Origin of the sequence: Gordonia amarae NBRC 15530 (assembly GCF_000241345.1) — a bacterium.
Taxonomy (GTDB): domain Bacteria; phylum Actinomycetota; class Actinomycetes; order Mycobacteriales; family Mycobacteriaceae; genus Gordonia; species Gordonia amarae.
The window spans coordinates 70,336-95,046 of the sequence record NZ_BAED01000043.1 but is presented as its reverse complement, the minus strand read 5'-3'; the positions used below and the strand labels follow the sequence as shown (position 1 = coordinate 95,046).

Sequence of the window (24,711 nt, the reverse complement as noted above, 5' to 3'; positions counted from 1 at the left end):
TACCAACTACTGACCTTACCGGGATTTACTGTACCGGTGCGCTTTTCACCGGTACTGCTGCGTTCGGAGATGCGATACCGTGACCGGCAACCGTTTCCGCGATCAGCGAGAGCGATTGGCTCGGAAGCAGCCCATCCCGGCGCCCACGCCGGCACCCTGACGCATCGACAGGTCAATCGCCGCCTTCATCACCAGCTTCTCCAGTGCGCTCTCGACCTCGGCCTTCCAGCCCAGACCCTCGTCGAGCTCTAGTCGCAGCCGCGGGAACCGCGGATGTGACGCGATGACGTCAAATCCGTTGTCCTTCAAGAAACTTGCATCGATGATGCATTCGGGGCAGTAGTCGCCGTCGCCCGGCAGCGCGGGATCATTCCGGTGCATCCGTGGATCAGGTTGCGGGACGGGGGTATCCAGGATCTCCCTGGCCACCTCGGCGATCGTCTCGTCGGTCCATTCGGTGATGTCGGAGGGAATGATCGTCGTCGACGCCGGTCGGCGGCCGAGATGCGACGATCCCCGCGGCGGACCGGCCAGATCCGCCGCGAAGGCGGCGGGGTCGTCGTCGGAGCCGATGATGCCGAACGCCTCGATCGCCCGCACACCACGCCTGATCAGATCGGTGATCACCGCATCCAGCAGGCCCGGTGCGCTGTCCTCGAATCCCGGTTCGGTACGGATCGCGGTGAGCAGGACGGCGTCGGCGCTCACCGGGGAGGTGGGGAAGTAGTGTGAGCGCGGCACACGTCCGGGCGGGGCGTAGAAGGCGGTGCCCACGACGTGACCGGTGGTCGATTCGATGGCCAGTTGCCCGCACGTACCCCATTCCAGGAGCAGGCCCGAGATCCACGCCTCCTTGTCGAACTCACTGCGGAATCCGTCGATCGGGCCGGTGTCGAAGAGCTGGTCGAACGCCAGCGCGTCGAAGGCCACCGAGGAGTCGGTGCCGATCTCGATGTCGAGTTCGAGGACGATCTGCGAGGTGTCAGAAACGTCGGGGCCGGCGGGTGTGACGGGCTCGACCTCCCAGAAAATGCACTGCCGAGCATGCTTGGGCAGGCGTTCGAACGCCTCGAGGTCCAGACTCGACACCGTCACTGCCATCGAACGGCGCCTTTGCCCGGGAAACCTTGCCGGATACGACGAATCCTGGTGAGTCCCACCATCTTTGGCTTCACCATCGGTCCGCCTCTACCCTTCTTCGTCACAGTGACGTTTCTAGCCGTGACTCCTGCACGCTGATTGTCGATCGTCAGACAGTCACCGATGACCTCCATTGTCGCCGCGGCACCACCCCGGCGCATCTCGGGAATCCAGGCAGCGACACACGGCGTCATCCCTGATCGATCACACCCATGATCCTCTCGAGGTCGTCCACCGAACCGAACTCGACGACGATCCGGCCCTTCTTCTTGCCCAGGCTGACCGTCACGCGGGTGTCGAGCCGGTCGGACAGCCGCTCGGCGAGATCCTGCAGACCTGGCATCTGCATCGGTTTGCGGCGTGCGGTCGGCGGGGCGGGGGTGCCGTCCCGGTTGGCGAGCATGACCGCTTCTTCGGTGGCCCGCACCGACAGTCCCTCGGCGACGATACGCGCCGCGAGCGCCTCCTGGGCGTCGGCGCCGGCCTCCAGCGACAGCAGCGCACGTGCGTGACCGGCCGACAACACACCTGCCGCCACCCGACGCTGCACGGGAATGGGCAGCTTCAGGAGCCGGATCATGTTGGTGATCACCGGCCGCGAGCGGCCGATCCGGCGGGCCAGTTCCTCGTGCGTCACCTCGAACTCCTCGAGGAGCTGCTGGTACGCGGCAGCTTCCTCAAGGGGATTGAGCTGGGCGCGGTGGATGTTCTCCAGCAGCGCATCACGCAGCATGTCGCCGTCGGCGGTTTCGCGGACGATCGCCGGGATCAGTTCGAGACCCGCGACCTTACTCGCCCGCCACCGGCGCTCACCCATCACCAGCTGGAACTTGACGCCTTCGGCGGTCGGTTCGGAGAGCTTGCGCACCACGATCGGCTGCATGAGCCCGAACTCCCTGATGGAGTGCACCAGCTCGGCCATCGCGTCCTCGTCGAACACCGACCGCGGCTGATGGGGATTGGGCTGGATCTCCGACGGGCGGAGTTCACGATAGGTGGCGGCGAAGTCGTCGGCCGGTGCCGTGGCCGCACTGTCTTCCGCGGTGTCCGGGTCGGCCGGATGTTCGCCCTTCTTGTCGTGCTTGTCCTTGCCCTTATCGGCCTTTCCCTTGCCGCCGTCACCCTTGCCGCCGTCACCCTTGCTCTCCGGCTTCCCATTCGGGGACGGGGTAGGGGAGGAGGACATGTCTTTGGCGTCGGGGGCATGGTCGCTCTTGGTGTTGCTGTCCAACGACACCGGCGCGTCAGGTGTCGTCGGCTCCGGGCCACGGCCGATGATCACGTCGGCGGCCGCGTTGCCGAGGCTCGGACCCTTCGACGCGCTGTCATCCTCGGGAGGTCCTGTCGGAATCAGAGCCGCGAGCCCTCGGCCGAGCCCGCCCCGCCGGGTCGATGTGTCACGGCTCATCGGTGGTCCTCCGCTTTCTGATTATGGCGCTGTGTGGTGTGGTGTCGTTTATGACCGGGCGAACTGATGAGGTCGCGGGGTTCTCGCGACCTGACGTTCGACCTATTCCATGATGCTGCATCCGCGGTTCGACAACCACGAATATGACGGGACTGCTCACGCCGAGTACCGATAGTCCACGGCGAGGTCGGCGCCGTCAGATACGCGCTCGGGACCGCCATGTGACCGTCGTGATCAGCGGGTTCCGGTGCCGGCGACGGCGCGCTCGGCGAACTCGCGAGCGGCGTCGAGGTAGCTCATCGCGCCACGCGAACCCGGGTCGTATTCGATGATCGTCATCCCATAGCCGGGTGCCTCAGACACCTTTACGCTGCGCGGAATGATCGTGTTGAGGACCTTGGCCCCGAAATGCCGGCGGACCTCCTCGGCGACCTGATCGGCCAGTTTCGTGCGACCGTCGTACATGGTGAGCAGGATGGTGGACACGTGCAGCCGGGGGTTGAGGTGCGCCTGCACGAGCTCAATATTGCGCAGCAACTGACCCACACCCTCGAGGGCGTAGTACTCGCACTGGATCGGGATCAGGACGTCGTCGGCAGCGACCATCGCGTTGACGGTCAGCAGGCCCAGCGAGGGCGGGCAGTCGATGAGTACGTAGTCGATGCCGAGAGCGTCGAGCTGAGCCGAATCGAGGGCGTTGCGCAGACGGTTCTCACGAGCCACCAGCGACACGAGCTCAATCTCGGCGCCGGCCAGATCGAGAGTCGCCGGAATGCAGTAGAGGTTCTCCTGCGAAGGGCACTTCTGAGCGGCCTCGGACAGCGTCGCCTCACCGAGCAGGAGTTCGTACACCGACTCGATATCGGCGGCCCGGTGGTCGATGCCGAGTGCCGTGCTCGCGTTGCCCTGCGGGTCGAGATCGACCACGAGTACCCGGAGACCGTGCAGCGCGAGACCGGCGGCCAGGTTGACCGTCGTCGTCGTCTTGCCGACCCCGCCCTTCTGGTTCGCGACCGTGATGATCCGCCGGTGCGGCGGCCTCGGCAGCGTGCCCGCGGCACCTGGGGTCAGCACCCGGGTCGCACGTTCCGCCGCCTTGGCGATCGGCGTGTCGTCGAGGGATTTTGCCACGCCTTGGTGCGTCGCGGTTTCACGTGAAACAACCGGGTCTTGACCGACCACGCTTGGACTCCTTAACCCGATGGGGGATCTGTGCCGAACCCACGACACACACACTCCTTCTATTTTGCGCTCTCCATCGCCGACTTACCAATCCCCGCGGCGTTGTGTGCATGATTCGGCGTGTCTCCCCACGAGATGCAGGTACATCCCGTCAGTCGACCCCCGAATCCATTGCCAGGACTCTGAGCAGTCCGGAGGAACACCAGCCTTCGAGACACGCACGAGTGAGAGCCTGTCGTGGGGGATGGGGCCGGATCGTTTCACGTGAAACGGTCCGGCTGTGGGCCCCGAGCCGGATTGGTGGGGGAGGGGAGGGGCCGGCGCCTCACACCCCATACCCGTCGGCAATGCCGTGTTTCACGCGAAATGCGGCACCCACCGCCGAACAACCGTCGCCGTGGATCGCTGGGGCGTAGAGATTCGGTCGCTCCATCTGCGGCTCGGAATCCGAAGAGGCACAGCCCTCAGGCCACGCCGAGATCAACACACCGTGATTCACCTCGCCGGCGTCCCCGTTTCACGTGAAACACCGGTTCGATCGCACTCGACACCACCGAGTCGCCACACCGAGCATAGAGGGGCCCTCCGGTATCGATCGTTCTCAAGAGCGCCTGACATCCCGATCGGTGTCAGCGTCGGCTGGCCCCCAATTGACGGTGTGGGTTCGCGGTCATCGTTTGCAACACTGAGGAACGATTCGGCGTATCGTCTGTCTGCCCAGTTGTTGTTTCACGTGAAACGTGATCGAGGCGAAGTCGTGGACCGCAAACCGATAGTCAGAAGCGGCACACCACGGACCTCGGGTCGGCGGTACCCGTTGCGGCGGATGTCGAGCGTAAACCTGCGCCCCTCATGCCCCGCGGCCCGAGACTGACGGTCAATTCAGCGTCGCTCAGCTCCCGCAATTCGGGACCTCGGCAACCCAGCGATTCATGATCCCCACCACCGGTGCCTGCCGCGGGATCTGACCGACGTCACGCCACAGCGCACCCGCAACAACGGAAGGGCCTGGTCAGTACTTCGTGTCGTCGGGGGTGGCACGGATGGAATATCGGGATACAAGGCACACGCCCGACGATCACCGAAGACGCCCACGGCGCGTGCCGAACACCAGCCGGCTCACGGGGTCTCAACCACGTCGACCCCGACACCCGCATCGCGGCCGCCGACTTTCGCGCCATTGTCGCGATCGGAACAGCCAGTCCGGATACTCGCCGTCAAGATCGGCACAGTCGATCCGGACCCGTTCGACCCTCACCGACGACGTTGTCCTTCATCGACACCAGGGGTCCTTCTGGAGCGTCACCCGGATCAGGCTGGCACATGACCCCCATGACCTCTGGGACAGTGCGCCCGGATCGGGTTTCACGTGAAACCCGATGGACGGGCAGCGGGGCCAGGCTCGATCACTCGATCGCCGAGAGACGGCCGTTCGACGGTGCTGACCATTCCGCAGCAATCGGTTGCGATACGACGGAGATCGTCACGACTGACCGGGATGGCCGTTCTTCAGAATCTGGCGGGGGCTCTCCCGACGACGTGGCCGCAGGGAACGATGACGCCAGCCGGCATGCCCGCTGGGGGAGGGGAGTAGGGACCGCGAGACAAGCTCCGCTTGCCTGTCAACCAGTTCCCGAATGCGGACCATCGAGCGCAACGAGCGCGTCCGCAGCTGGATCGCCCTCTCGGTTCAACCCACGGCGTCCATCCCAAGATCCCGAACGCATCACCGTTGCCGAACTGAAGCCCGTCCCGCGTGGAGTCCCAACAGATCAGTCGCTAACCGAGTCCGTCGACGATATGCCACCTAGCGTCAGTCGGCATCGGCGTATCGCCATCGACTCCGCACCGGCGATCACCACCTGGACAGAAGGTGGCGTGCTCAGCAGAAGAACCGCCCACGGGGTGATCCGCAACGTCGGCGCCCTCAGCTGCCGTGAGGGTGTCGAGGAGCCGACCCTCCTCGGATCACGAGGCAATGCCCGAGTCCGCGATCAGCCTTTCGATGACAAGTGTTTCACGTGAAACGAAGAGTATCGGGCCTTCTCACTTTTCGACCGGCGCCGACACCCGGTGGTGTGCTCGAGCGGTGAGCCGATTCCGGGAACGCTCGTTGAACCGCACCAGCTATCCGTATGTGGTCCTTGACGCCACGTTCAAGAGTCCGCGTCGGAGCGCATACGGTGTCGCAGGTGATGGTGGTTGGCGATCGGGGTGTCGATGGAAGGAACCCAGGAAGTGTTGGGCACCAGCGTCGATGACAGCGGATCGTATGAGTCTCCGGACCGACATCTGCCGCCACCTCATCAGGTCGGGGTTTCACGTGAAACGCGGATAGACGGCATCGCGGCGGCCCCCCCGAGTGGTGGAATACGGATCATCCAGCTTCCGACTTGTCTTTCGCATCGCGTCGACTGATGTTGATTAGCCGCCACCAAGGACTAGCGTCACGTGACTAATCTTCAATGGGGTCAATACTTGCAGGTTTCACGTGAAACAACACCCCCGGTCGTCCATTAAACGGCGTATCCGAGACCACGAAGTCGGCCTCCTCGTCGCCGACGAGCTCCCAGATTATGCGCCGCACCGCCGCACACCGAAAGACGAACCGGCCGGGCATTCGACGCGTAGCAGTAAGCAACCGAGCACCTAGACGGTGAGAAAGAGAACGCCGCGGCTTGGCACCAGGCCCGCCTGATGATCCTCGACACCCCAGGACGCTTGTGATGCCCCGAAGCTCCTTCTCGGATCGACGGGTAACGCCGAATCCGCGATCACGACCGACGATTTCTTCGCCTTTCGATGACGAGAGTTTCACGTGAAACGAACAAGACAAGAGGACCTGCTCACTCTTCTACCGGCACCAACACCCGCTGGCGGATCGACGTCGCCGGAAGACGCCACGACCGCAAGGCGACGGTTATCGCGATGCACTAGAACCGTCACCCGGCGGTGGGGGAGGGGAGTGCCATCGACTCTGGTCATGTTTCACGTGAAACCCGACCGATAGCGATGCCGGTCACGACGCCGCAGTACCCACCGACTGCGTGGCATCCGATTACCCCCGCCCCGGCAACCGGCCGGCGGTCTAGCTCGTGACTCCCATATTCATGCTGGGGCTCGCGGCAGTCTGGTTGGGTGAGAACGACGGGTTCGCGGTATCGGGTGTTCACGGACGAGCAGTGGGAGCGGATCGCGCCGCTGTTGCCCTCGAACGAGGTGCGGCGCGGGCACCCATTCGGCGACAACCGCCGTGTGGTCGAGGGCATCGCGCACCGGGATCCCGTGGCGTGATCTTCCGCGTGAGCAGTTCGGGCCGTGGCAGACAATATGGAAGCGGCACCGCCGTTACGCCGGCGACGGCATCGCGTTCTGACCCAGATCCTCACGGAGGCCGACGCGGTCGGGAAGATGAACTGGGCGGTGTCGGTGGACGCGACGACCCGCTCGTAGGCATCAGCACGCGACGAACAGGACCTGCCCGGAGCAGAACACGGGCGCTGGATCGAATCACAGGAATTTGCACCAGAAGCGATGCGGTGCTTACCGATCGTGCGTACGCGAGCGGGGGGTGATCCGTACCGAACTTCGCCGCCGGGGGATCAAGACCGTCATCTCGGGCAGTACTCGCCTGGGCTCGGGTCTCCAAAGGCATAGGCTGACGCTCGATATCGTGGGGTGATGGCCATAGCGACGTTCGATACCGTACTGATCAACGGCAGCGTAGGCACGGGCAAGACGACCACTGCCGAGGTGCTCGGCGACATGGTCAGGCGACGTGGCATCCCAGGAGCGGTGATCGACGTTGACTGGTTACGCCGATCGTGGCCATCACCGGCCGGTGACCCGTTCCGGGCCGCGCTGGCAATCGAGAACATGCAGGCGATCACCGCGAATTTTCGCCGCGCCGGCGCACGGCTGATCGTGGTCGCAAACGTCGTCGAAACCATCGACGAGCTCGAACGGACTGCCGTCGCACTGGCTGCGAGGAGCATGCTGCATGTTCGCCTGGCCGCATCACCAGACGCGGTGCTTTCGCGGCTGACGAGACGGCACGACGACGATGAGACGGCGCTGCGCTGGCACGCACAGCGTCACCCCGAATTGGCGGACATCCTCGATCGAGCAGGCTTCATCAACGATCTACGGATCGACACGACCGACAAGCCCGTCAAAAACGTCGCGCGGGAGATCCTCACCGCGATCGTCGAATGAGCCTCACGGCCAGACTCGAACAACCCATCCACCGCTGATAATCGACAACACCCCCGGTGACCGCGATGCGCCAAACATCCTTCTCGGATCGACGAACAGCGCTGAACCCAGGATCACGACCGACTATCTCTTCGCCTTTCGAAGATAAGTGTTTCACGTGAAACGAACGACATCAGACCTGCTCGCCTTTCAACCGGCGCCGACACCCCGGTGACGGATCACTTCGCCGGAGGACACCACGGCCGCGAGGTGACACGATCGCCATGTCCTGGGACCGCTACCCAAGCAGTGGGGGAGGGGAGCGGCATCGATCTCTGGTCATGTTTCACGTGAAACCGACCGATCGCGGTGCCGGTCATGACATCGCGGTACCCACCGACCACACGGCATCCGATGACCACACGGCATCCGATGACCCGGCCAGAAACTAGCCAGTCGTCTGGCCGGCATGCCTACTCACGAACGCGATACGATCCGGCACGGACTGCTCGATGATGCCGTCGTGCGTCGCGTCGTAGGTCTTGAACTCCAGCTGAGTCCCCGAGGCCCGCAGCATCGCGACGAGAGGGACGACCGTCGGGAAAGGCAGTGTGGCGTCACGCAGTCCGTGACCGAGGAATACCGGCACGCGGTAGCCACTGGTCGGTATCCGCAGGTATCGCTCGAACAGGCCCGCCTCCCGCGAGGTCAATGACGTGGCCAGGAGATCACCGATCGAGAGCTCGGCGGTCAGCGTCTCGATCGCCGGAGAGCACATCGTCACGATGCGCCGGATGACATCGACACCTCGCGCCGACAAGTGCCTCTCGATCCTCAGCTCCGGGTAGGTCACTGAAAACCCATGCAACGCCATCGCATACAGGCCGGTGATGCCGGGAATCTCTGGCGTCGACGGACCCGCGACTCCGATGATCCGATCGAATGGTGGCGGAACACTCGTCGCCATCAGGCCGGCCAGAACGCTGCCTGAGCCATCACCCGACCGGGCGGCGGCCGCGTTGAGTGCGGCGTGCGCGCCCTGGGAGTGGCCGTCGGCGAACCACCGGATCGCTTTGCCAGGCCAACGCTCGGCGACCGCGGTCACCAGATCCGCCATCGCGTTCGCTTCGCCACCGGAATCCAGGTAGCCGGGCTCACCGTCGGTACCGAGCCCGATGTAGTCGGTCGCCACCACCGTGTAGCCGTTCCGCAGCAACGTCCGGAAGTAATCCAATTCCCGGAGCGGTCTGCCCATCCTCGTCGGTGCGCAGTGATCACCCAATCCGTTCGATCCGTGCGCCCAGGAGATCGCTGTCGTGCCGCCATGCCGGGGAAGGTAGACGGCCGCCGAGCTGAGTCGTGGCCGGCCTCGACCATCGGAAGTCCGGTACGCGACCTTCAGCGATCGAGCTGCCTCGAGTAATCGCTGTCCGGCCGGAAGGTCTGACGTACTCAGAATCGTGGCGCGCGGTGCTGCGGCAGCCGGAATGACACCGGGGCCCAATGACGCGCTAACTGCGATGACGAGTGCAACGATCCGGACGACTGGCAATCGAATGCTCGGTCTCATAGCAATGGCCAGATCCTCGGGACGATCAAATGGGCCTCCGTTGCAGGGGCTGGTCTGTTCCGGGATGAACGGGCGCCCATCCAGAACGTCGGCACGGGCAATGATTGAAGCGCTGGAACCAGTGTGGCACGACATGCACATCGCACCGCCGACGATCACGCGCCGGGTGCTGCCACCAGCCCCGGGGCCGGGGTCGGCAGGGGGAGGGGAGGCGACGCCCCCTCTTGCCGGCTGCCGCCAGGCGGAGGTGTTTCACGTGAAACGATGCGTCGCATCCAGATGCACGGGTTCACCCAATTGATCGGTGAACGCCGCGGATTTTCACGCCCGCCGGGAACCCCGGTCAGCCCATCAGTACCGCGGGTGCTTCGGTCCGGTCCTACCGGCGGCCCGCTTCTTACCGCCCGCCTTCTTGTCATTCAACGTCTTGTCATCCGTGCTCTTGTCACCGATGACGACGGTCGTCGGGTCATCGAGGAATCTGGCACCGCAGGTGGCGACCCGCAGCCCGGTCAGTCCGCGCTTGGTGACGACGGCCTTGTCCCGTTCGATCTCCTCGGCCGCCGACGACCCCTTGATCGCAACCATCACACCGCCGGGCGAGACGAGGGGAGCGGACCAGCCGGCGAGCCGCTCGAGCGGGGCGACGGCCCGCGACGTGACAACGTCGGCGGTACCGACGTCGGAGCGCACCGCCTTCTCCTCGGCGCGGCCGCGAACGACGCGCACACCGCTGAGGCCGAGCCGGGTGATCACCGCGTCGAGGAAGGTGGCCCGCCGCAACAGCGGCTCGACGAGCGTGATGGTCAGATCGGGCCGCGCAATGGCGAGCGGGATTCCGGGCAGCCCGGCACCGCTGCCGATGTCGATCACGGTGGAGCCTGGCGCGATCACCTCACCGATCACCGCGCAGTTGAGTACGTGCCGCGTCCACAGCCGGTCGACCTCTCGAGGGCCGATCAGCCCCTGAATGATGCCGTCGGTGGCGAGGATGTCACGGTACTCCTGGGCGAGGGTCAGCCGGTCGCCGAAGACCGCTGAAGCGGTCGGAGGGGCAGGGGAGGAGGAACCCTCCTCCATAACGGATCCCGCAGCACCAGAATCCCCGGTACAGTCCCGGTCGTCGTCAGCTGTGCCCATCAGTGCCTCCCTGTTCGACGCCCACGTGTTTCACGTGAAACAACCATCGTGGAACGCTCCCGTCATTGTCGTACCGACAAGCCCGAACCCGGAAATCGCCGTACCCCGAAACGGAAAAGTCCCGGCCGCAGCCGGGACTTTCCACGTGACGAATCGCCGCTACGCCGAACGCAGCACGACCACCCGGCGCTTGGGTTCGGCACCCTCGCTCTCGGACACGACACCGTCGACACCGGCCACGGCATCGTGGACGATCTTGCGCTCGAACGGGGTCATCGGGTCGAGAGATTCCTTCTCTCCGCTGGCGAGCACCCGCTCGGCGACCTCGCGGCCGAGGCGGGCCAGACGGTCCCGACGGTCCGCACGCCACCGCGCGATGTCTAGCATCAGCCGGCTGCGGTCGCCGGTGGCCTGCTGCACGGCCAGACGGGTCAGTTCCTGCAGGGCGTCGAGGACCTCACCCTTGCGGCCCACGAGCTTGGTCAGGTCATCGCCTCCGTCGATGCTGACGACCGCGCGATCGCCGTCGACGTCGAGGTCGATGTCGCCGTCGAAGTCGAGCACGTCGAGCAGTTGCTCGAGGTAGTCGCCGGCGATCTCGCCTTCCTCGATCAGCCGCTCATCCTCGTCGAGCTCATCGTCATCGGCGCTCTCGGAGTCGGTGCCCTCAGAATCGCTGCCCTCAGAGTCCGCAGCCTCGTCGGCGCCGGAAGGCTTGTCCGCGGTACGTTCTTCCGCAGTCTGCTCGTCGACGACCTGCTCGTCGTCGAGGTCGCCCTGCGCTGTGGTCCCGGTTGTCGCTGTGGTCTCAGTTGTCATATCAACCGCCTCAATCGTGGTGAATAGAAAAAGTCTCTGGATCTCGGCCGGCTACCTGCCGCCGCGCTTCTTACCCGCGCCGCCCTTGCCGCCGGATCCGCCCTTCGGCTTGCCACCGGTGCCGGGCTTGCGGTTCCCGCCGGCGTTGGGTTTGGCGCCCGGTGTGGGTTTGGCTCCCGGCTTGCCGGCGGTCGGCTTCTGGCCCGGCTTGGGCTTGGACATGTCCACCGCCGACGAGGCGGTCTCGTCCGTGGACTCGGTAGCATCACCGTCGGTCGTGGCCGATGTGGCCGCAACACTGCGTTTGGTGCGGTTGGGCCGGGCACCCGGCTTGGGGGCGTTGGCCTTGAGCTTCTCCTGCTTGGCGATGCGGGCGGCCTCTTCCTCCTTGGCGATCTGGCCGAACACGATGTGCTGCTGGCCGTAGGTCCAGATGTTGTTGCTCATCCAGTAGAGGAGGATCGCGACGGGGAAGAACACGCCGGTCACGAGGATGCCGAGCGGGAAGATGTACAGCGCGAGGTTGTTCATGATCCGCGTCTGAGGGTTCTCCAGCGCCGCCGCGGGCTGCCGGGCCACCGACGCGCGGGAGTTCATGTGCGTGGAGACCGACGCGATGATCATCATCGGGACGACGAGGATCGCGATGTGGCCGCGCGTGAAGTCGATGTCCTCGACCTTGAGCGACGACACGAACGCCACCCATTCGGTCTTCGGCTGGGTCACGTACGACGACAGCGGCACCCCGAACAAGCGGGCGTCGAGGAAGTTCTGTACCTGTGCTTCGCTGAAGACATAGTTGCCGTAGCTGCGGGTTTCCGAAGCGCTCATGCTGAGCTGCCCCATGCCGGTGCCCATCCTGTTGAACGAGCGCAGCACGTGGAACAGGCCGATGAACACCGGGATCTGCATGAACATCGGCAGGCAGCCGAGCAGCGGGTTGAAGCCGTGCTCCTTCTGCAGCTTCTGCATTTCCTCGGTCATCTTGACCCGGTCTTTGGCGTACTTCTTCCGGATCGCCTGAAGCTGCGGGTTGATCTCCTGCATCTTCTTGGTCGTGCGGACCTGCTTGACGAACGGCTTATACAGGATCGCGCGCAGGGTGAACACCAGGAAGACCACCGACAGCGCCCAGGCGATACCGTCGCCGCCGGGTGTGTCGGGGGTCAGATGGTCGAACAACCAATGCCAGACCCACATGATCCAGGAGACCGGATAGTAGATGAAGTTGAGCACGGGTCGGTTACCCCTAACCTCGAGAATGTGTCGGACGGATGACCTGTTCGGCCTCGCGCCGGCCTCCGGGGAGGTAGAAGCGAAGACCACGTTCGGGTACCGGGTCGTATCCCGGTTTGTGCCACGGCCCGCATTTGAGCAGACGCACGACAGTCAATGTTCCGCCGTGCACCAGACCGTGGATGTTCAGCGCGTCGACGGCATACGCCGAGCAGGTGGGCTCGAAGCGGCAGGTCGGCATGCGCATCGGTGAGATCCACGATCGGTACAGCTCGATCAGGAAGATCACCACCTGGCGGGGAAACAGGCGGACCCGGTCACGCAGGGATGTCCGGGCAGCGGAAGGCTGGGTCATGGGACCACCGTCTCGGCGGGCCGGGCGACGGGCTGCGATTCGGTGAGGAGTGCGCGCACCCGGCGATGCTCGAGGGCGCTGCGCAGTTGGCCGGCCAGGGTGACGCTGTTCGGACCGTCGGCTGACGGTCTGGCGCGGACCACGACGAGGGTTTCTGCTGGGATCAGTACTGTGACCTCGCGAAACGCGGCACGGAGCCGTCGGGCGACGCGGTGGCGGGTGACGGCGTTACCGACGGCCTTGCTGACGATGAGGCCGAGCCTGGGGCCGCCGGAGGTGGCGACGTCATCTCGCGGCCCTGGTCCGCCGGAGAGATCCATCGAGGTGAGATCCACCGGGAAGGTGCCAGGTCTCGCGACGTGGACGATGAGGTCACGTGTAGTGACACGCGCACCGTGTTTGAGTGCGCGTGTGAAGTCGGATCCCGACGAGATCCGATGCTGTGCTGCGACCATCGAGGATCATGCCGATCCGGCACGTGGCTCGTGGGAGGTGAGCCGGGGCGCCGGACACCTGACGGTGTCCGGTGGCCCGTGACTCACAAAACCTGCCAGGCGAACCCTCTTGCTCGAGCAGGTCCCGGGTACAAGACCCGGGACCGCGTCACGCTGGGGAGTGCCGGAGATCGGTCACGCCGTCGATCAGGCGGTGAGCTTTGCGCGGCCCTTGCTGCGACGGCTGTTGACGATCGCACGACCGGCGCGGGTCCGCATCCGCAGACGGAATCCGTGCACGCGCGAACGACGACGGTTGTTGGGCTGGAATGTCCGCTTTCCCTTGGTCACAGCTGACTCCTTGTTTCGAGGTGGTCTGGTTTCCAGGGCGCGGTGCCGGACTCGTGCCGGGTTGCTGACAGCGCCGGATTCGACGGGTAAAGTCCCGCCGAGGTCCGATTCTGCCGCGCAAATCCGTTACCTGGATGACCAGTCGAGACTACTGACTTGCGATGCCCAAATCAAACGCGCGCATCCGGCCTCGATAACCCCACCTACCGGCGACTTCTGTCCACAGCTGTGGATAACCATGTGGACAACGCGGCCCGATCTCGGGCATGGTGACAGTCTCACCCTAATGACGCCGGCTTGTCTCATCCGGCAGGAGGACAGGTACACGTGACGTCGGACCGGGATTCGTTCAGCCGGGATTCGTTCACCGAGGTGTGGCAGCGGGTCGTCGCCGAACTCAACAGCGACTCGGCGATCGGTCACGACCCCCTCACCCGCCAGCAAAAGGCCTGGTTGTCGCTGGTGCAGCCGCTCACCCTGGTCGAGGGCTTCGCACTACTGGCGGTCCCGACACCGCTCGTGCAGGAGCAGATCGAGCGCAATCTCCGCGACACCATCACCACCGTGCTGAGCCGTCATCTCGGGCATCCCGTCGACCTCGGCGTACGCATCGCGGCGCCCACTGAGCCGGCACCGGTCAGCGGGGCCGCGGCGCCCGAGACTGAGACAGTCGTCACCGATTCATCCACAGGCCGACCGGGCAACGGCGATTTTCCGGGCGGTGATTTCCCGAGCCAGGACCACACGCCGGGCAACGGCTACCGCCCGGACACACCGCACTACTCCGACGCCCAGCACTACTCGCAGGAGCCCGCGCACTACTCGGCCGACGAACGCCGGCCCATCCCGCGGCCGCCGGGCACCGACTCCGATTCGGACTGGTCGAGCTACTTCACCGGCCGCAACGCGCCACAGCCACAGCCCACGAGCGCCAATCTCAATCCCAAATACACGTTCGACACGTTCGTGATCGGCGCATCCAACCGGTTCGCGCACGCGTCGGCCGTCGCCGTCGCCGAGGCACCGGCCCGCGCCTACAACCCGCTGTTCATCTGGGGTGAGTCCGGTCTGGGCAAGACCCATCTGCTGCACGCGGCCGGCCACTACGCGCAGCGGCTGTTCCCGGGGATGCGGGTGAAGTACGTGTCCACCGAGGAGTTCACCAACGACTTCATCAACTCGCTGCGCGATGACCGCCGGGTCCAGTTCAAAGACCGCTATCGCGCCATCGACGTGCTGCTCGTCGACGACATCCAGTTCCTCGTGGGCCGCGAAGGTATCCAGGAGGAGTTCTTCCACACCTTCAACACGCTGCACAACAACAGCAAGCAGATCGTCATCTCGTCGGACCGCCCGCCCAAGCAGCTCGCCACCCTCGAGGACCGGCTGCGCACCCGGTTCGAGTGGGGCCTGATCACCGACGTCCAGCCGCCGGATCTGGAGACCCGGATCGCGATTCTGCGGAAGAAGGCGCAGATGGACACCATCGCGGTGCCCGACGACGTGCTCGAGCTGATCGCGTCGAAGATCGAGCGCAATATCCGCGAACTCGAGGGTGCGCTGATCCGCGTCACCGCGTTCGCCTCGCTCAACAACACCGAACTCAACAAGTCGCTGGCCGAGGTGGTGCTCGAGGCGCTGCTGCCCAACTCGGAGTCCCTCGAGATCAGCGCGGCGAGCATCCTGGCGATCACCGCCGAGTACTTCGACATCTCGGTCGACGAGCTGCGCGGCCCGCAGAAGACCCGGTCGATCGCCAACGCGCGGCAGATCTCGATGTATCTGTGCCGCGAGCTGACCGATCTGTCGCTGCCCAAGATCGGTGAGACCTTCGACCGCGACCACACCACCGTCATGTATGCGGAGAAGAAGATCCGCAAGCAGATGAACGAGAACCGCAAGGTCTACGACCACGTCCAGGAGCTGACGGCGCGGATCAAACAGCGCGCCGTCTGACCTCCTGACCAGGCAGAACCACCGGCCCGGGTGCCCTTCGAGGGTTTCGGCGGTGGGTTCTCGGTCGGTCGGTGCCCGGGCGCCACGCCTCAACCCGGGCCTGAGACTTCCCGACGCCGGTTCTGGCGTGTCGACACGCCCGCGACCCACACGTTTCGGCCGCGTTACGAACCATTCCCAGCTGTGGACAAACCCTGGGATAACTTAGTGTCCCGTGTGCACCAAAGGTGGACAGCGCACTAACAGAACGCGTAGTGCACAGCCCCAGCGCCGATCATCCGCACGTAGTGCACTAAGGATTCACAACGCCCGAACGGCGCTGACGACGCCGGATACCGGGTTATCCACAGAATCCACAGGGCCTACTACCACTATGAATCTCTCTCTCGAGAAAAACTCTTAAAAGCAGCCTGTGTGCACAACCGGGCCTCACGGGCCGGCCGGCGCCGGCCCGTGCATCGGCCCCACCGGCCCCAAGAACGTCGCCGGCGTTCTACAGTGGAACTCCCCGTGTCGGAACTCCCCATGTCCACGGCATGGTGATCTCCCGACCGCACGCAACAAGATGTCCACGCACGCTCCGCGGCCACACCGCACCCGGGCGGCGCCGGACAGAAGGGCAGCAGCGCAGCATGAAGTTCCGTGTCGCACGTGACGAGTTCGCAGAGTCCGTGACGTGGGTCGCGCGCAGCCTGCCCAGCAGGCCGCCCGTCCCCGTACTCGGCTGTGTCGTGCTCACCGCCGGTGACACCGAACCCGGCCGCGACGGCCTCACCGTCTCCGGCTTCGACTACGAGGTGTCGGCCGAGGAGACCATCTCCGCCGAGGTCGCCGAGCCCGGCCGCGTCCTGGTCTCCGGGCGTCTGCTCGCCGACATCACCAAGGCCCTGCCGCACAAGCCGGTCGACGTGAGCCTCGACGGCTCGAGGGTCGCCATCTCCTGCGGCAGCGCCAAGTTCTCCCTGCCCACGATGCCGGTCGAGGACTACCCGGAGATGCCGAAGGTTCCCGACGTCACCGGCTCGCTGCCCGCCGGCATCTTCGCCGAGGCCATCACCCAGGTCGCCGTCGCCGCCGGTCGCGACGACACCCTGCCGATGCTCACCGGTGTGCGTCTGGAGATCGAGGGCAACACCGTCGTCCTGGCCGCCACCGACCGCTTCCGCCTCGCCGTGCGTGAGCTCGAGTGGCAGCCGACCACCGCCGAGGTCTCCGGCGCCGTGCTGGTGCCGGCCAAGACCTTGTCCGACAGTGCGAAGACCGCCGGTTCGGAGGGCAACGTCGAGCTCGCGTTCGGTTCCGGCGGCAACGTCGGTTCCGAGGGCATCCTCGGCATCCTCGGCCAGAACAAGCGCACCACCACCCGCCTGCTCGACGCGGAGTTCCCCAAGTTCCGTCAGCTGCTGCCTGCCAGCCACACCGCGATCGCCACCATCGAGGCCGCACCGCTGATCGAGGCGATCAAGCGTGTCGCCCTCGTCGCCGAGCGTGGTGCGCAGGTGCGGCTCGAGTTCGGCGCCGGATCGGTGTTGCTCACCGCCGGCGGCGACGAGGCCGGAAAGGCCGAGGAGTCCCTCGAGGTCAACTTCCACGGCGAACCGCTGACCATCGCGTTCAACCCGGGCTACCTGCTCGACGGCCTCAGCGCGATGGGTGCCTCCAGCGTCGATTTCGGTTTCACCACGCCGAGCCGGCCCGCGGTGCTGCGGCCGTCGTCGGGGGAGGAGCCGGTCGCCGACGAGTCCGGTGCTTTCGTCGCACCCGACAGCGTGTTCACCTACCTGTTGATGCCGGTTCGTCTGCCGGGCTGAGAACCGCCTGGGGCGAGAAAGGCACACGCCCGCGGTGTGAGGTGAATGCGTGTACGTCCGTCATCTGTCTGTGCGGGATTTCCGGTCCTGGCGGTCCCTTGAGCTCGATCTGCAGCCGGAGACCACGATCTTCGTGGGCCGCAACGGTTTCGGGAAGACCAACATCCTCGAGGCGCTGTACTACCTGACCAATCTGCGCTCGCACCGGGTCTCGACGGACGCCCCGCTGGTCCAGCACGGGGCGGCGTCGGCGGTGATCGCCGCGACCGTCGAGCACAACGGCCGCGAGCTGACCGCCGAACTCACGGTCAACGCCGCCGGCGCCAACAAGGCCCGCATCAACGGCTCCCCGGCGCGGCGGCCGCGGGAACTGATCGGGATCCTGCGCTCAGTGATGTTCGCCCCCGAGGATCTGCTGCTGGTGCGCGGCGACCCGGCCGACCGCCGGCGCTTCGTCGATGAGCTTGTGGCCGGCCAGGGTCCGCGCTGGGTGGCGGCCCGCGCCGACTACGACAAGGTGCTGCGCCAGCGGACTGCCCTGCTCAAGACGGCCGGGGCGGCGATGCGCCGCGGTGGCGGCGAGGCGGCGTCGGTGATCTCGACCCTCGACGTGTGGGACGGTCAGCTCGCCGACCTCGGCGCCCAGATCACCGCCGCCCGTATCGACGTCCTCGCCGCGCTGCGCCCGCATGTGGTCACCGCGTACGCGTCGATCGCGCCGCATTCGCGGCCCGCCGACCTGCGCTATCGCCCCGCCGCCGGCCCGCACCTGCTGCCCGGGCCCGGCGAATCCGCCGCACCGGAGGAGATCCGCGCACACCTGCTCGCCGGCCTGGCCGAGCTGCGGAACAAGGAGATCGAACGCGGGGTGTGCCTGGTCGGCCCGCACCGCGACGACGTCGACGTGGTCCTCGGTGACCAGGTGGCCAAGGGTTTCGCCAGCCACGGTGAATCCTGGTCTCTGGCACTGTCTTTGCGGCTCGGTTCGGTGGAGCTGCTGCGGGCCGACGGCATCGAGCCGGTCATCATGCTCGACGACGTGTTCGCCGAACTCGACGCCGCCCGTCGTCGGCAACTCGTCGAGTTCACCGCGTCGGCGCAGCAACTGCTGATCACCGCGGCCGTCGCCGAGGACATCCCCGACGGCCTTGGCGGACGTACCCTGGACATCGATACCGTCACCGACGACACCGGCCGGTACTCCCGGATCACCACGCTCCAGCCCTGACGGTCACAAACTGACGGAGGTCACCGCAGCCCATGGCCGACGACACCAGCGCGCACACCCCGCCCAACGGCGGGATCCCCAAGGACAGAGGCGGTTACGAGCTGGCCAGCAAGGCCCTCGAGGAGGCCCGTGCCGCCGCCCGCGCCGCCGGCAAGTCGGTCGGCCAGGGCCGCGCCTCCCCGGTGCGCCGCCGCCGCACCACCGGTACCCGCCGTAGCTGGTCGGGCGCCGGCCCCGATGCCCGCGATCCGCAGCCGTTCGGCAGGCTGGCCGCGCAGATCGCCGGTAGCCGTGGCTGGCAGGCCGACCTGGGCAAGGGCATGGTCTTCGGCATGTGGGACACCATCGTCGGTCCCGACATCGCCGCCCATGCGCAGCCGACCCTGTTGCGCGACAAGGTATTACATGTGCAGGCCGAGTCGACGGCCTGGGCCACCCAACTGCGCTATATCCAGTCGCAGGTGCTCGCCAAGATCGCCGAGGGCGTCGGCCACGGGGTGGTCACCAGTCTGCGCATCACCGGCCCCAAGGCGCCCTCGTGGAAGAAGGGTCCGCGCAGCGTCCCCGGCCGCGGCCCCCGCGACACCTACGGCTGAGCCACCCCATTGCTGGTTGAGGCGTGACGAGCCGCCAGGCGAGGAGCCTCGAAACCCGGTGAGACAACATTGTCCGCTCACCAGGTTTCGAGGCTCCTCGCTTGCGTTCGTCACACCTCAACCGGCGGGATGGGCCTGTGAGCGTTCGGTGCTCCGCGGCCACGATCCGACACGGGTAGACGTAAAAAAATCGGTCTGTGTGCAAATCAGCGGGTCCGGATGGTCGTTCTAGCGCGCATAAGGCAGTAGTATGGAGGCGTTGTGCCGATCGGGAGAGGATCGGGCACGTCCGTGCGCTGAGGGGGCATCGGGTCTTCGCCTGTCGGAGAATGCCGTGACCTGCGCGCATGAGACTATCTGCCCGGCTCCGCCCGTGTCGACGTGGGACGAGACGAAAAGGAGTGGACGCAACTCGTGGCCGAGACCAACGACGCATCCAGTAACAACCGCAAGCCGAACAAGAAGCCGGGGGAGTACGGCGCGGACTCCATCAACATTCTCGAGGGGCTCGAGGCTGTCCGCAAACGGCCGGGCATGTACATCGGTTCCACCGGTGAACGCGGCCTGCACCACCTGATCTGGGAGGTCGTCGACAACTCGGTCGACGAGGCGATGGCCGGTTACGCCAGCCGCGTCGACGTCACCCTCCTCGCCGACGGCGGCGTCGAGGTCATCGACGACGGTCGCGGCATCCCCGTCGCCACCCACGCCACCGGTGTGCCCACCGTCGAGGTCGTCATGACCCAGCTGCACGCCGGCGGCAAGTTCGACTCCGACTCGTACGCGGTGTCCGGCGGTCTGCACGGCGTCGGCATCTCCGTGGTCAACGCCCTGTCCACCAAGGTGGAGCTGGAGATCAAGCGCGACGGTTTCCAGTGGAGCCAGACCTACCTCAACTCCGAACCGCAAACCCTGCATCAGGGTGCCGCGTCCCGTAAGACGGGCACCACCACGCGATTCTGGCCGGACCCGGCGATCTTCACCGAAACCACCAGGTTCAACGCCGAAACCGTCGCTCGGCGGCTACAGGAGATGGCCTTCCTCAACAAGGGTCTGACCATCACCCTCACCGACAACCGGCCGCAGGCCGTCGAGGCACCGGGCGACCCCAACGGGGACGGGGACACACCCGGTGGCACTGAACTCGCCGAGGTTGTGCAGTCGCCGGCGCAGAAGGCCACGGCCAAGTCCAAGACCCGCACCTATCACTACGCCGACGGCCTGATCGACTACATCAAGCACATCAACAAGCGGTCCAAGAATCCCATCCACCAATCGGTGATCGGGTTCAGCGGCAAGGGAACCGGCCACGAGGTCGAGATCGCCATGCAGTGGAACGACGGCTACTCCGAGTCGATTCACACCTTCGCCAACACCATCAACACCCACGAGGGTGGTACTCACGAAGAGGGTTTCCGCGCCGCTCTGACCTCGACGGTCAACAAGTACGCCGCAGACAAGAAGCTGATCAAGGAGAAGGACACCAAACTCACCGGCGACGACATCCGCGAAGGGCTCGCGGCGGTGATCTCGGTGAAGGTGTCCGATCCGCAGTTCGAGGGGCAGACCAAGACCAAACTCGGCAACACCGAGGTCAAGGGCTTTGTGCAGAAGATCTGTAACGAGCATCTGGCGCACTGGTTCGAGTCCAACCCTGCCGAAGCCAAGAACATCATCAAGAAGGCCGTCGATTCGGCACAGGCCCGTGCCGCGGCCCGCCGCGCCCGAGATATGGTGCGCCGCAAGACAGCCACCGACATCGGCGGTCTGCCCGGCAAGCTGGCCGACTGCCGCAGCAACGATCCGGCGCTGTGCGAGGTGTACATCGTGGAGGGTGACTCGGCCGGCGGCAGCGCCAAGTCGGGCCGTGACTCGATGTACCAGGCGATCCTGCCGATCCGCGGCAAGATCATCAACGTCGAGAAGGCCCGCATCGACCGGGTGTTGAAGAACACCGAGGTCCAGTCGATCATCACCGCGTTCGGCACCGGCATCCACGACGAGTTCGACATCGCCAAGCTGCGCTACCACAAGATCGTGCTGATGGCCGACGCCGATGTCGACGGCCAGCACATCTCCACCCTGCTGCTCACGCTGCTGTTCCGGTTCATGCGCCCGCTCATCGAGCACGGCCACGTGTACCTGGCGCAGCCGCCGCTGTACAAGCTCAAGTGGCAGGGCAAGAACGCCGAACCCGAGTTCGCTTACTCCGATCGTGAACGCGACGGCCTGCTCGAGGCTGGCCGGGCCGCGGGCAAGAAGATCAACTCTGACGACGGCATCCAGCGCTACAAGGGCCTCGGCGAGATGAACGCCAAGGAACTGTGGGAGACCACCATGGACCCGGCGGTCCGGGTGCTGCGCCAAGTGACCCTCGATGACGCCGCCGCGGCCGACGAACTGTTCTCCATCCTGATGGGTGAGGACGTCGCCGCCCGCCGCAGCTTCATCGCCCGCAACGCGAAAGACGTTCGCTTCCTGGACGTGTGATGCAGCAGGTCGCAAGCGGTCATCTTGATCCCTGAGGCCGAAGCGACGAAGGAGCGAGGGTCACGAAGGGTCCGGCGACCTTTCGGTACCTGACGCAACCACCACGCTCACAACCACACCCAGCACAGCGAAACACCTTTCCTACAAAGGAATCCCACATGACAGACACCACCCTCCCACCCACCGGCGGAGGCGACCGCATCGAACCGGTCGACCTCGGCCAGGAGATGCAGAACAGCTACATCGATTACGCGATGAGCGTCATCGTCGGCCGTGCCCTGCCCGAGGTCCGCGACGGCCTCAAGCCGGTGCACCGCCGCCTGCTGTACGCCTCCTACGATGCCGGTTTCCGCCCCGATCGCGGATATGTCAAGTGCGCCAAGCCTGTTGCCGAGACGATGGGTAACTACCATCCGCACGGCGACTCGGCCATCTACGACGCCCTGGTGCGTCTGGCGCAGCCGTGGTCGATGCGCTACCCGCTGATCGACGGCCAGGGCAACTTCGGTTCGCCCGGCAACGACGGCGCCGCCGCCATGCGTTACACCGAGGCCCGCCTCACCCCGCTGGCGATGGAGATGTTGCGCGACATCGACGAGGAGACAGTCGATTTCATCCCCAACTACGACGGCAAGACCCAGGAACCGACGGTGCTGCCGTCGCGCGTTCCCAATCTACTGATCAACGGTTCGGGCGGTATCGCCGTCGGTATGGCCACCAATATCCCGCCGCACAACCTGAATGAGGTTGCGGACGCGGTGTTCTGGGCTCTCGAGCATCCCGACGAGGACGACGAGACCACTCTCGCCGCATGCATGGAATGCGTGAAGGGACCGGACTTCCCGACGTCGGGCCTGATCGTCGGCAGCCAGGGCATCAAGGATGCCTACACCACCGGCCGCGGCTCGATCCGGATGCGCAGTGTGGTGTCGATCGAGGAGAACAAGGGCGCTACCACGCTGGTGGTCACCGAGCTGCCGTATCAGGTCAACCCGGACAACCTGATCCTGTCGATCGCCGAGCAGGTCCGTGAGGGAAAGCTCAAGGGCATCAGCAAGATCGAGGACCAGTCCTCCGATCGTGTGGGCATGCGCATCGTGATCACGCTGCGCCGCGACGCCGTCGCCAAGGTTGTGCTCAACAACCTGTACAAGCATTCGCAGCTGCAGACCAGCTTCGGCGCCAACATGCTGTCCATCGTCGACGGTGTGCCGCGCACCCTGCGCCTGGATCAGATGATCCGCTACTACGTGGCCCATCAGATCGACGTCATCGTGCGCCGCACCCGGTACCGGTTGCGCAAGGCCGAGGAACGCGCCCACATCCTGCGCGGTCTGGTGAAAGCCCTTGACGCACTGGACGATGTGATCGCGCTGATCCGGGCATCGGCAAACACCGACGAGGCCCGCCGCGGCCTGATGGATCTGCTCGACATCGACGAGATCCAGGCCGACGCCATCCTGGCGATGCAGTTGCGACGCCTGTCGGCTCTCGAGCGCCAGAAGATCATCGACGAACTCGCCGAGATCGAGCGCGAGATCGCCGACCTGCAGGACATCCTGGCCAAGCCCGAACGTCAGCGCGCCATCGTGCGCGACGAGCTGAAGGCCGTCGTCGAGAAGTTCGGCGATGAGCGCCGCACCCAGATCATCCCGGCCGACGGCGACGTCACCGACGAGGATCTGATCGCCCGCGAGGACGTGGTGGTCACCATCACCGAAACCGGGTACGCCAAACGCACCAAGACCGACCTCTACCGCAGCCAGAAGCGCGGCGGCAAGGGGGTGCAGGGCGCGGGCCTCAAGCAGGACGACATCGTCGCGCACTTCTTCGTGTGCTCCACGCACGACTGGATCCTGTTCTTCACCACCAAGGGCCGGGTGTACCGGGCCAAGGCCTACGAGCTGCCCGAGGCCAACCGCACCGCGCGCGGCCAGCATGTGGCCAACCTGCTGGCCTTCCAGCCGGAGGAGCGGATTGCCCAGGTCATCCAGATCAAGGGGTACGAGGACGCGCCGTACCTGGTGCTCGCCACCCGCAACGGTCTGGTGAAGAAGTCCAAGCTCACCGACTTCGATTCCAACCGCTCCGGCGGTATCGCCGCGATCAACCTGCGCGGTGAGGACGAGCTGGTGGGCGCCCAATTGTGCAGTGCCACCGACGATCTGCTGCTGGTGTCGTCGAAGGGTCAGTCGATCCGGTTCAACGCCGACGACGAGACGCTGCGCCCGATGGGCCGGCAGACCTCCGGCGTGCAGGGCATGCGGTTCAACGACGACGACTCGCTGCTGTCGCTGAACGTGGTGGAGGAGGGCACCTTCCTGCTGGTGGCCACCTCGGGCGGGTACGCCAAGCGCACCGCGATGGACGACTATCCGGTGCAGGGCCGGGGCGGCAAGGGTGTGCTGACCATCGCCCACGACCGGCGCCGGGGCACCCTGATCGGCGCGCTCATCGTCGACGAGACCACCGAGTTGTACGCCATCACCTCCGGCGGGGGTGTGATCCGCACCGACGCCAAGCAGGTGCGCAAGGCGGGCCGGCAGACCAAGGGCGTGCGGCTGATGAATATCGACGACGACACGACAGTCATCGCGATAGCGCGTAACGCCGACGAGCCCGAAGAAGAACGGTAGTCACACGGCTGTGGAGCCGGCCGCGAGGCCGGCCCACAGCCGGTCGGGTTTGTCCGGCCTCACCGCCCGATGCCCGACGAGGCGGGCGGCATCAGGCGGGTGAGCGCCGACCTACCCGCTAGTGTGGACCGCGAGCAGTCATGTGACGCGAGGATGCAGCCCGAC

Annotated in this window: 19 protein-coding genes; 9 read left to right on the top strand and 10 right to left on the bottom strand. The window is 65.6% G+C overall.

Annotated elements, in window-relative coordinates; all coding sequences use genetic code 11:
- Positions 1-102 precede the first annotated feature (102 nt).
- The 3 genes from GOAMR_RS11730 to GOAMR_RS11720 all read right to left on the bottom strand — a co-directional run bounded on the left by GOAMR_RS11730 (position 103) and on the right by GOAMR_RS11720 (position 3,730).
- Complete coding sequence (locus GOAMR_RS11730; RefSeq protein WP_005187576.1) at positions 103-1,101, bottom strand: hypothetical protein; 999 nt, start codon at positions 1,099-1,101, stop codon at positions 103-105.
- 229 nt (positions 1,102-1,330) lie between these two features.
- Positions 1,331-2,548 (bottom strand): ParB/RepB/Spo0J family partition protein, encoded by a 1,218-nt coding sequence (locus tag GOAMR_RS11725; RefSeq protein ID WP_005187572.1) that lies wholly within the window; start codon positions 2,546-2,548, stop codon positions 1,331-1,333.
- A 234-nt stretch (positions 2,549-2,782) separates the two neighbouring features.
- Positions 2,783-3,730, bottom strand: coding sequence for a ParA family protein (locus GOAMR_RS11720; protein ID WP_005187570.1), 948 nt, complete (start codon positions 3,728-3,730; stop codon positions 2,783-2,785).
- A 3,138-nt stretch (positions 3,731-6,868) separates the two neighbouring features.
- On the opposite strand from GOAMR_RS11720, the gene GOAMR_RS24505 reads away from it, so the two are divergent.
- From GOAMR_RS24505 to GOAMR_RS11710, 3 genes are all read left to right on the top strand, one after another.
- Positions 6,869-7,024, top strand: coding sequence for a transposase (locus GOAMR_RS24505; protein WP_085949053.1), 156 nt, complete (start codon positions 6,869-6,871; stop codon positions 7,022-7,024).
- Entirely contained in the window at positions 6,984-7,106 is a 123-nt protein-coding gene (locus GOAMR_RS25885; protein ID WP_170319152.1) for a transposase, read from the top strand. Before GOAMR_RS24505 ends, GOAMR_RS25885 begins: the two co-directional genes overlap by 41 nt.
- A 305-nt stretch (positions 7,107-7,411) precedes the next feature.
- Positions 7,412-7,945 carry a P-loop NTPase family protein gene (locus tag GOAMR_RS11710; RefSeq protein ID WP_005187568.1) on the top strand — a complete coding sequence of 178 codons (534 nt, stop codon included), beginning with the start codon at positions 7,412-7,414 and terminating at the stop codon, positions 7,943-7,945.
- 427 nt (positions 7,946-8,372) lie between these two features.
- On the opposite strand, the gene GOAMR_RS24165 is transcribed toward GOAMR_RS11710, so the two are convergent.
- The 7 genes from GOAMR_RS24165 to rpmH all read right to left on the bottom strand — a co-directional run bounded on the left by GOAMR_RS24165 (position 8,373) and on the right by rpmH (position 13,829).
- Entirely contained in the window at positions 8,373-9,653 is a 1,281-nt protein-coding gene (locus tag GOAMR_RS24165; RefSeq protein WP_083836939.1) for a serine aminopeptidase domain-containing protein, read from the bottom strand.
- A gap of 192 nt (positions 9,654-9,845) precedes the next feature.
- Entirely contained in the window at positions 9,846-10,574 is a 729-nt protein-coding gene (gene rsmG, locus GOAMR_RS11700) for a 16S rRNA (guanine(527)-N(7))-methyltransferase RsmG (protein ID WP_040515046.1), read from the bottom strand.
- 219 nt (positions 10,575-10,793) lie between these two features.
- Complete coding sequence (locus GOAMR_RS11695; protein WP_005187561.1) at positions 10,794-11,453, bottom strand: Jag family protein; 660 nt, start codon at positions 11,451-11,453, stop codon at positions 10,794-10,796.
- A 51-nt stretch (positions 11,454-11,504) separates the two neighbouring features.
- On the bottom strand, positions 11,505-12,689 hold the full coding sequence (gene yidC, locus GOAMR_RS11690) for a membrane protein insertase YidC (RefSeq protein ID WP_005187558.1): 1,185 nt from the start codon (positions 12,687-12,689) through the stop codon (positions 11,505-11,507).
- Between the two features lie 13 nt (positions 12,690-12,702).
- Positions 12,703-13,044 carry a membrane protein insertion efficiency factor YidD gene (gene yidD / locus GOAMR_RS11685; RefSeq protein ID WP_005187554.1) on the bottom strand — a complete coding sequence of 114 codons (342 nt, stop codon included), beginning with the start codon at positions 13,042-13,044 and terminating at the stop codon, positions 12,703-12,705.
- Positions 13,041-13,499 (bottom strand): ribonuclease P protein component, encoded by a 459-nt coding sequence (gene rnpA / locus GOAMR_RS11680; RefSeq protein ID WP_005187550.1) that lies wholly within the window; start codon positions 13,497-13,499, stop codon positions 13,041-13,043. Before rnpA ends, yidD begins: the two co-directional genes overlap by 4 nt.
- Before the next feature lie 186 nt (positions 13,500-13,685).
- Positions 13,686-13,829: a 50S ribosomal protein L34 gene (gene rpmH, locus GOAMR_RS11675; RefSeq protein WP_005187546.1), complete on the bottom strand. Its 144-nt coding sequence runs from the start codon at positions 13,827-13,829 to the stop codon at positions 13,686-13,688.
- 327 nt (positions 13,830-14,156) lie between these two features.
- On the opposite strand from rpmH, the gene dnaA reads away from it, so the two are divergent.
- The 6 genes from dnaA (at position 14,157) to gyrA (ending at position 24,546) form a co-directional block, all read left to right on the top strand.
- A complete protein-coding gene (gene dnaA, locus GOAMR_RS11670; protein WP_005187541.1) occupies positions 14,157-15,785 on the top strand; it encodes a chromosomal replication initiator protein DnaA in 1,629 nt (542 codons plus the stop codon).
- Between the two features lie 632 nt (positions 15,786-16,417).
- A complete protein-coding gene (gene dnaN, locus GOAMR_RS11665) occupies positions 16,418-17,596 on the top strand; it encodes a DNA polymerase III subunit beta (RefSeq protein WP_005187534.1) in 1,179 nt (392 codons plus the stop codon).
- 49 nt (positions 17,597-17,645) lie between these two features.
- Entirely contained in the window at positions 17,646-18,824 is a 1,179-nt protein-coding gene (recF, locus tag GOAMR_RS11660; protein ID WP_005187530.1) for a DNA replication/repair protein RecF, read from the top strand.
- Between the two features lie 32 nt (positions 18,825-18,856).
- Positions 18,857-19,420, top strand: a complete 564-nt coding sequence (locus tag GOAMR_RS11655; protein WP_005187528.1) for a DUF721 family protein — start codon at positions 18,857-18,859, stop codon at positions 19,418-19,420.
- Positions 19,421-19,834: 414 nt separating this feature from the next.
- Entirely contained in the window at positions 19,835-21,910 is a 2,076-nt protein-coding gene (gyrB, locus tag GOAMR_RS11650) for a DNA topoisomerase (ATP-hydrolyzing) subunit B (RefSeq protein WP_005187526.1), read from the top strand.
- 158 nt (positions 21,911-22,068) lie between these two features.
- Positions 22,069-24,546: a DNA gyrase subunit A gene (gene gyrA, locus GOAMR_RS11645; protein ID WP_005187521.1), complete on the top strand. Its 2,478-nt coding sequence runs from the start codon at positions 22,069-22,071 to the stop codon at positions 24,544-24,546.
- Positions 24,547-24,711 lie beyond the last annotated feature (165 nt).

What these genes read in the sequence shown, in the direction of transcription:
- GOAMR_RS11730 (WP_005187576.1), bottom strand. Translation starts at nt 1,101, where the DNA reads ATGGCAGTGACGGTGTCGAGTCTGGACCTCGAGGCGTTCGAACGCCTG.
- GOAMR_RS11725 (WP_005187572.1), bottom strand. Translation starts at nt 2,548, where the DNA reads ATGAGCCGTGACACATCGACCCGGCGGGGCGGGCTCGGCCGAGGGCTC.
- GOAMR_RS11710 (WP_005187568.1), top strand. Translation starts at nt 7,412, where the DNA reads ATGGCCATAGCGACGTTCGATACCGTACTGATCAACGGCAGCGTAGGC.
- rsmG (WP_040515046.1), bottom strand. Translation starts at nt 10,574, where the DNA reads ATGGAGGAGGGTTCCTCCTCCCCTGCCCCTCCGACCGCTTCAGCGGTC.
- GOAMR_RS11695 (WP_005187561.1), bottom strand. Translation starts at nt 11,453, where the DNA reads ATGACAACTGAGACCACAGCGACAACCGGGACCACAGCGCAGGGCGAC.
- yidD (WP_005187554.1), bottom strand. Translation starts at nt 13,044, where the DNA reads ATGACCCAGCCTTCCGCTGCCCGGACATCCCTGCGTGACCGGGTCCGC.
- rnpA (WP_005187550.1), bottom strand. Translation starts at nt 13,499, where the DNA reads ATGGTCGCAGCACAGCATCGGATCTCGTCGGGATCCGACTTCACACGC.
- dnaN (WP_005187534.1), top strand. Translation starts at nt 16,418, where the DNA reads ATGAAGTTCCGTGTCGCACGTGACGAGTTCGCAGAGTCCGTGACGTGG.
- GOAMR_RS11655 (WP_005187528.1), top strand. Translation starts at nt 18,857, where the DNA reads ATGGCCGACGACACCAGCGCGCACACCCCGCCCAACGGCGGGATCCCC.
- gyrA (WP_005187521.1), top strand. Translation starts at nt 22,069, where the DNA reads ATGACAGACACCACCCTCCCACCCACCGGCGGAGGCGACCGCATCGAA.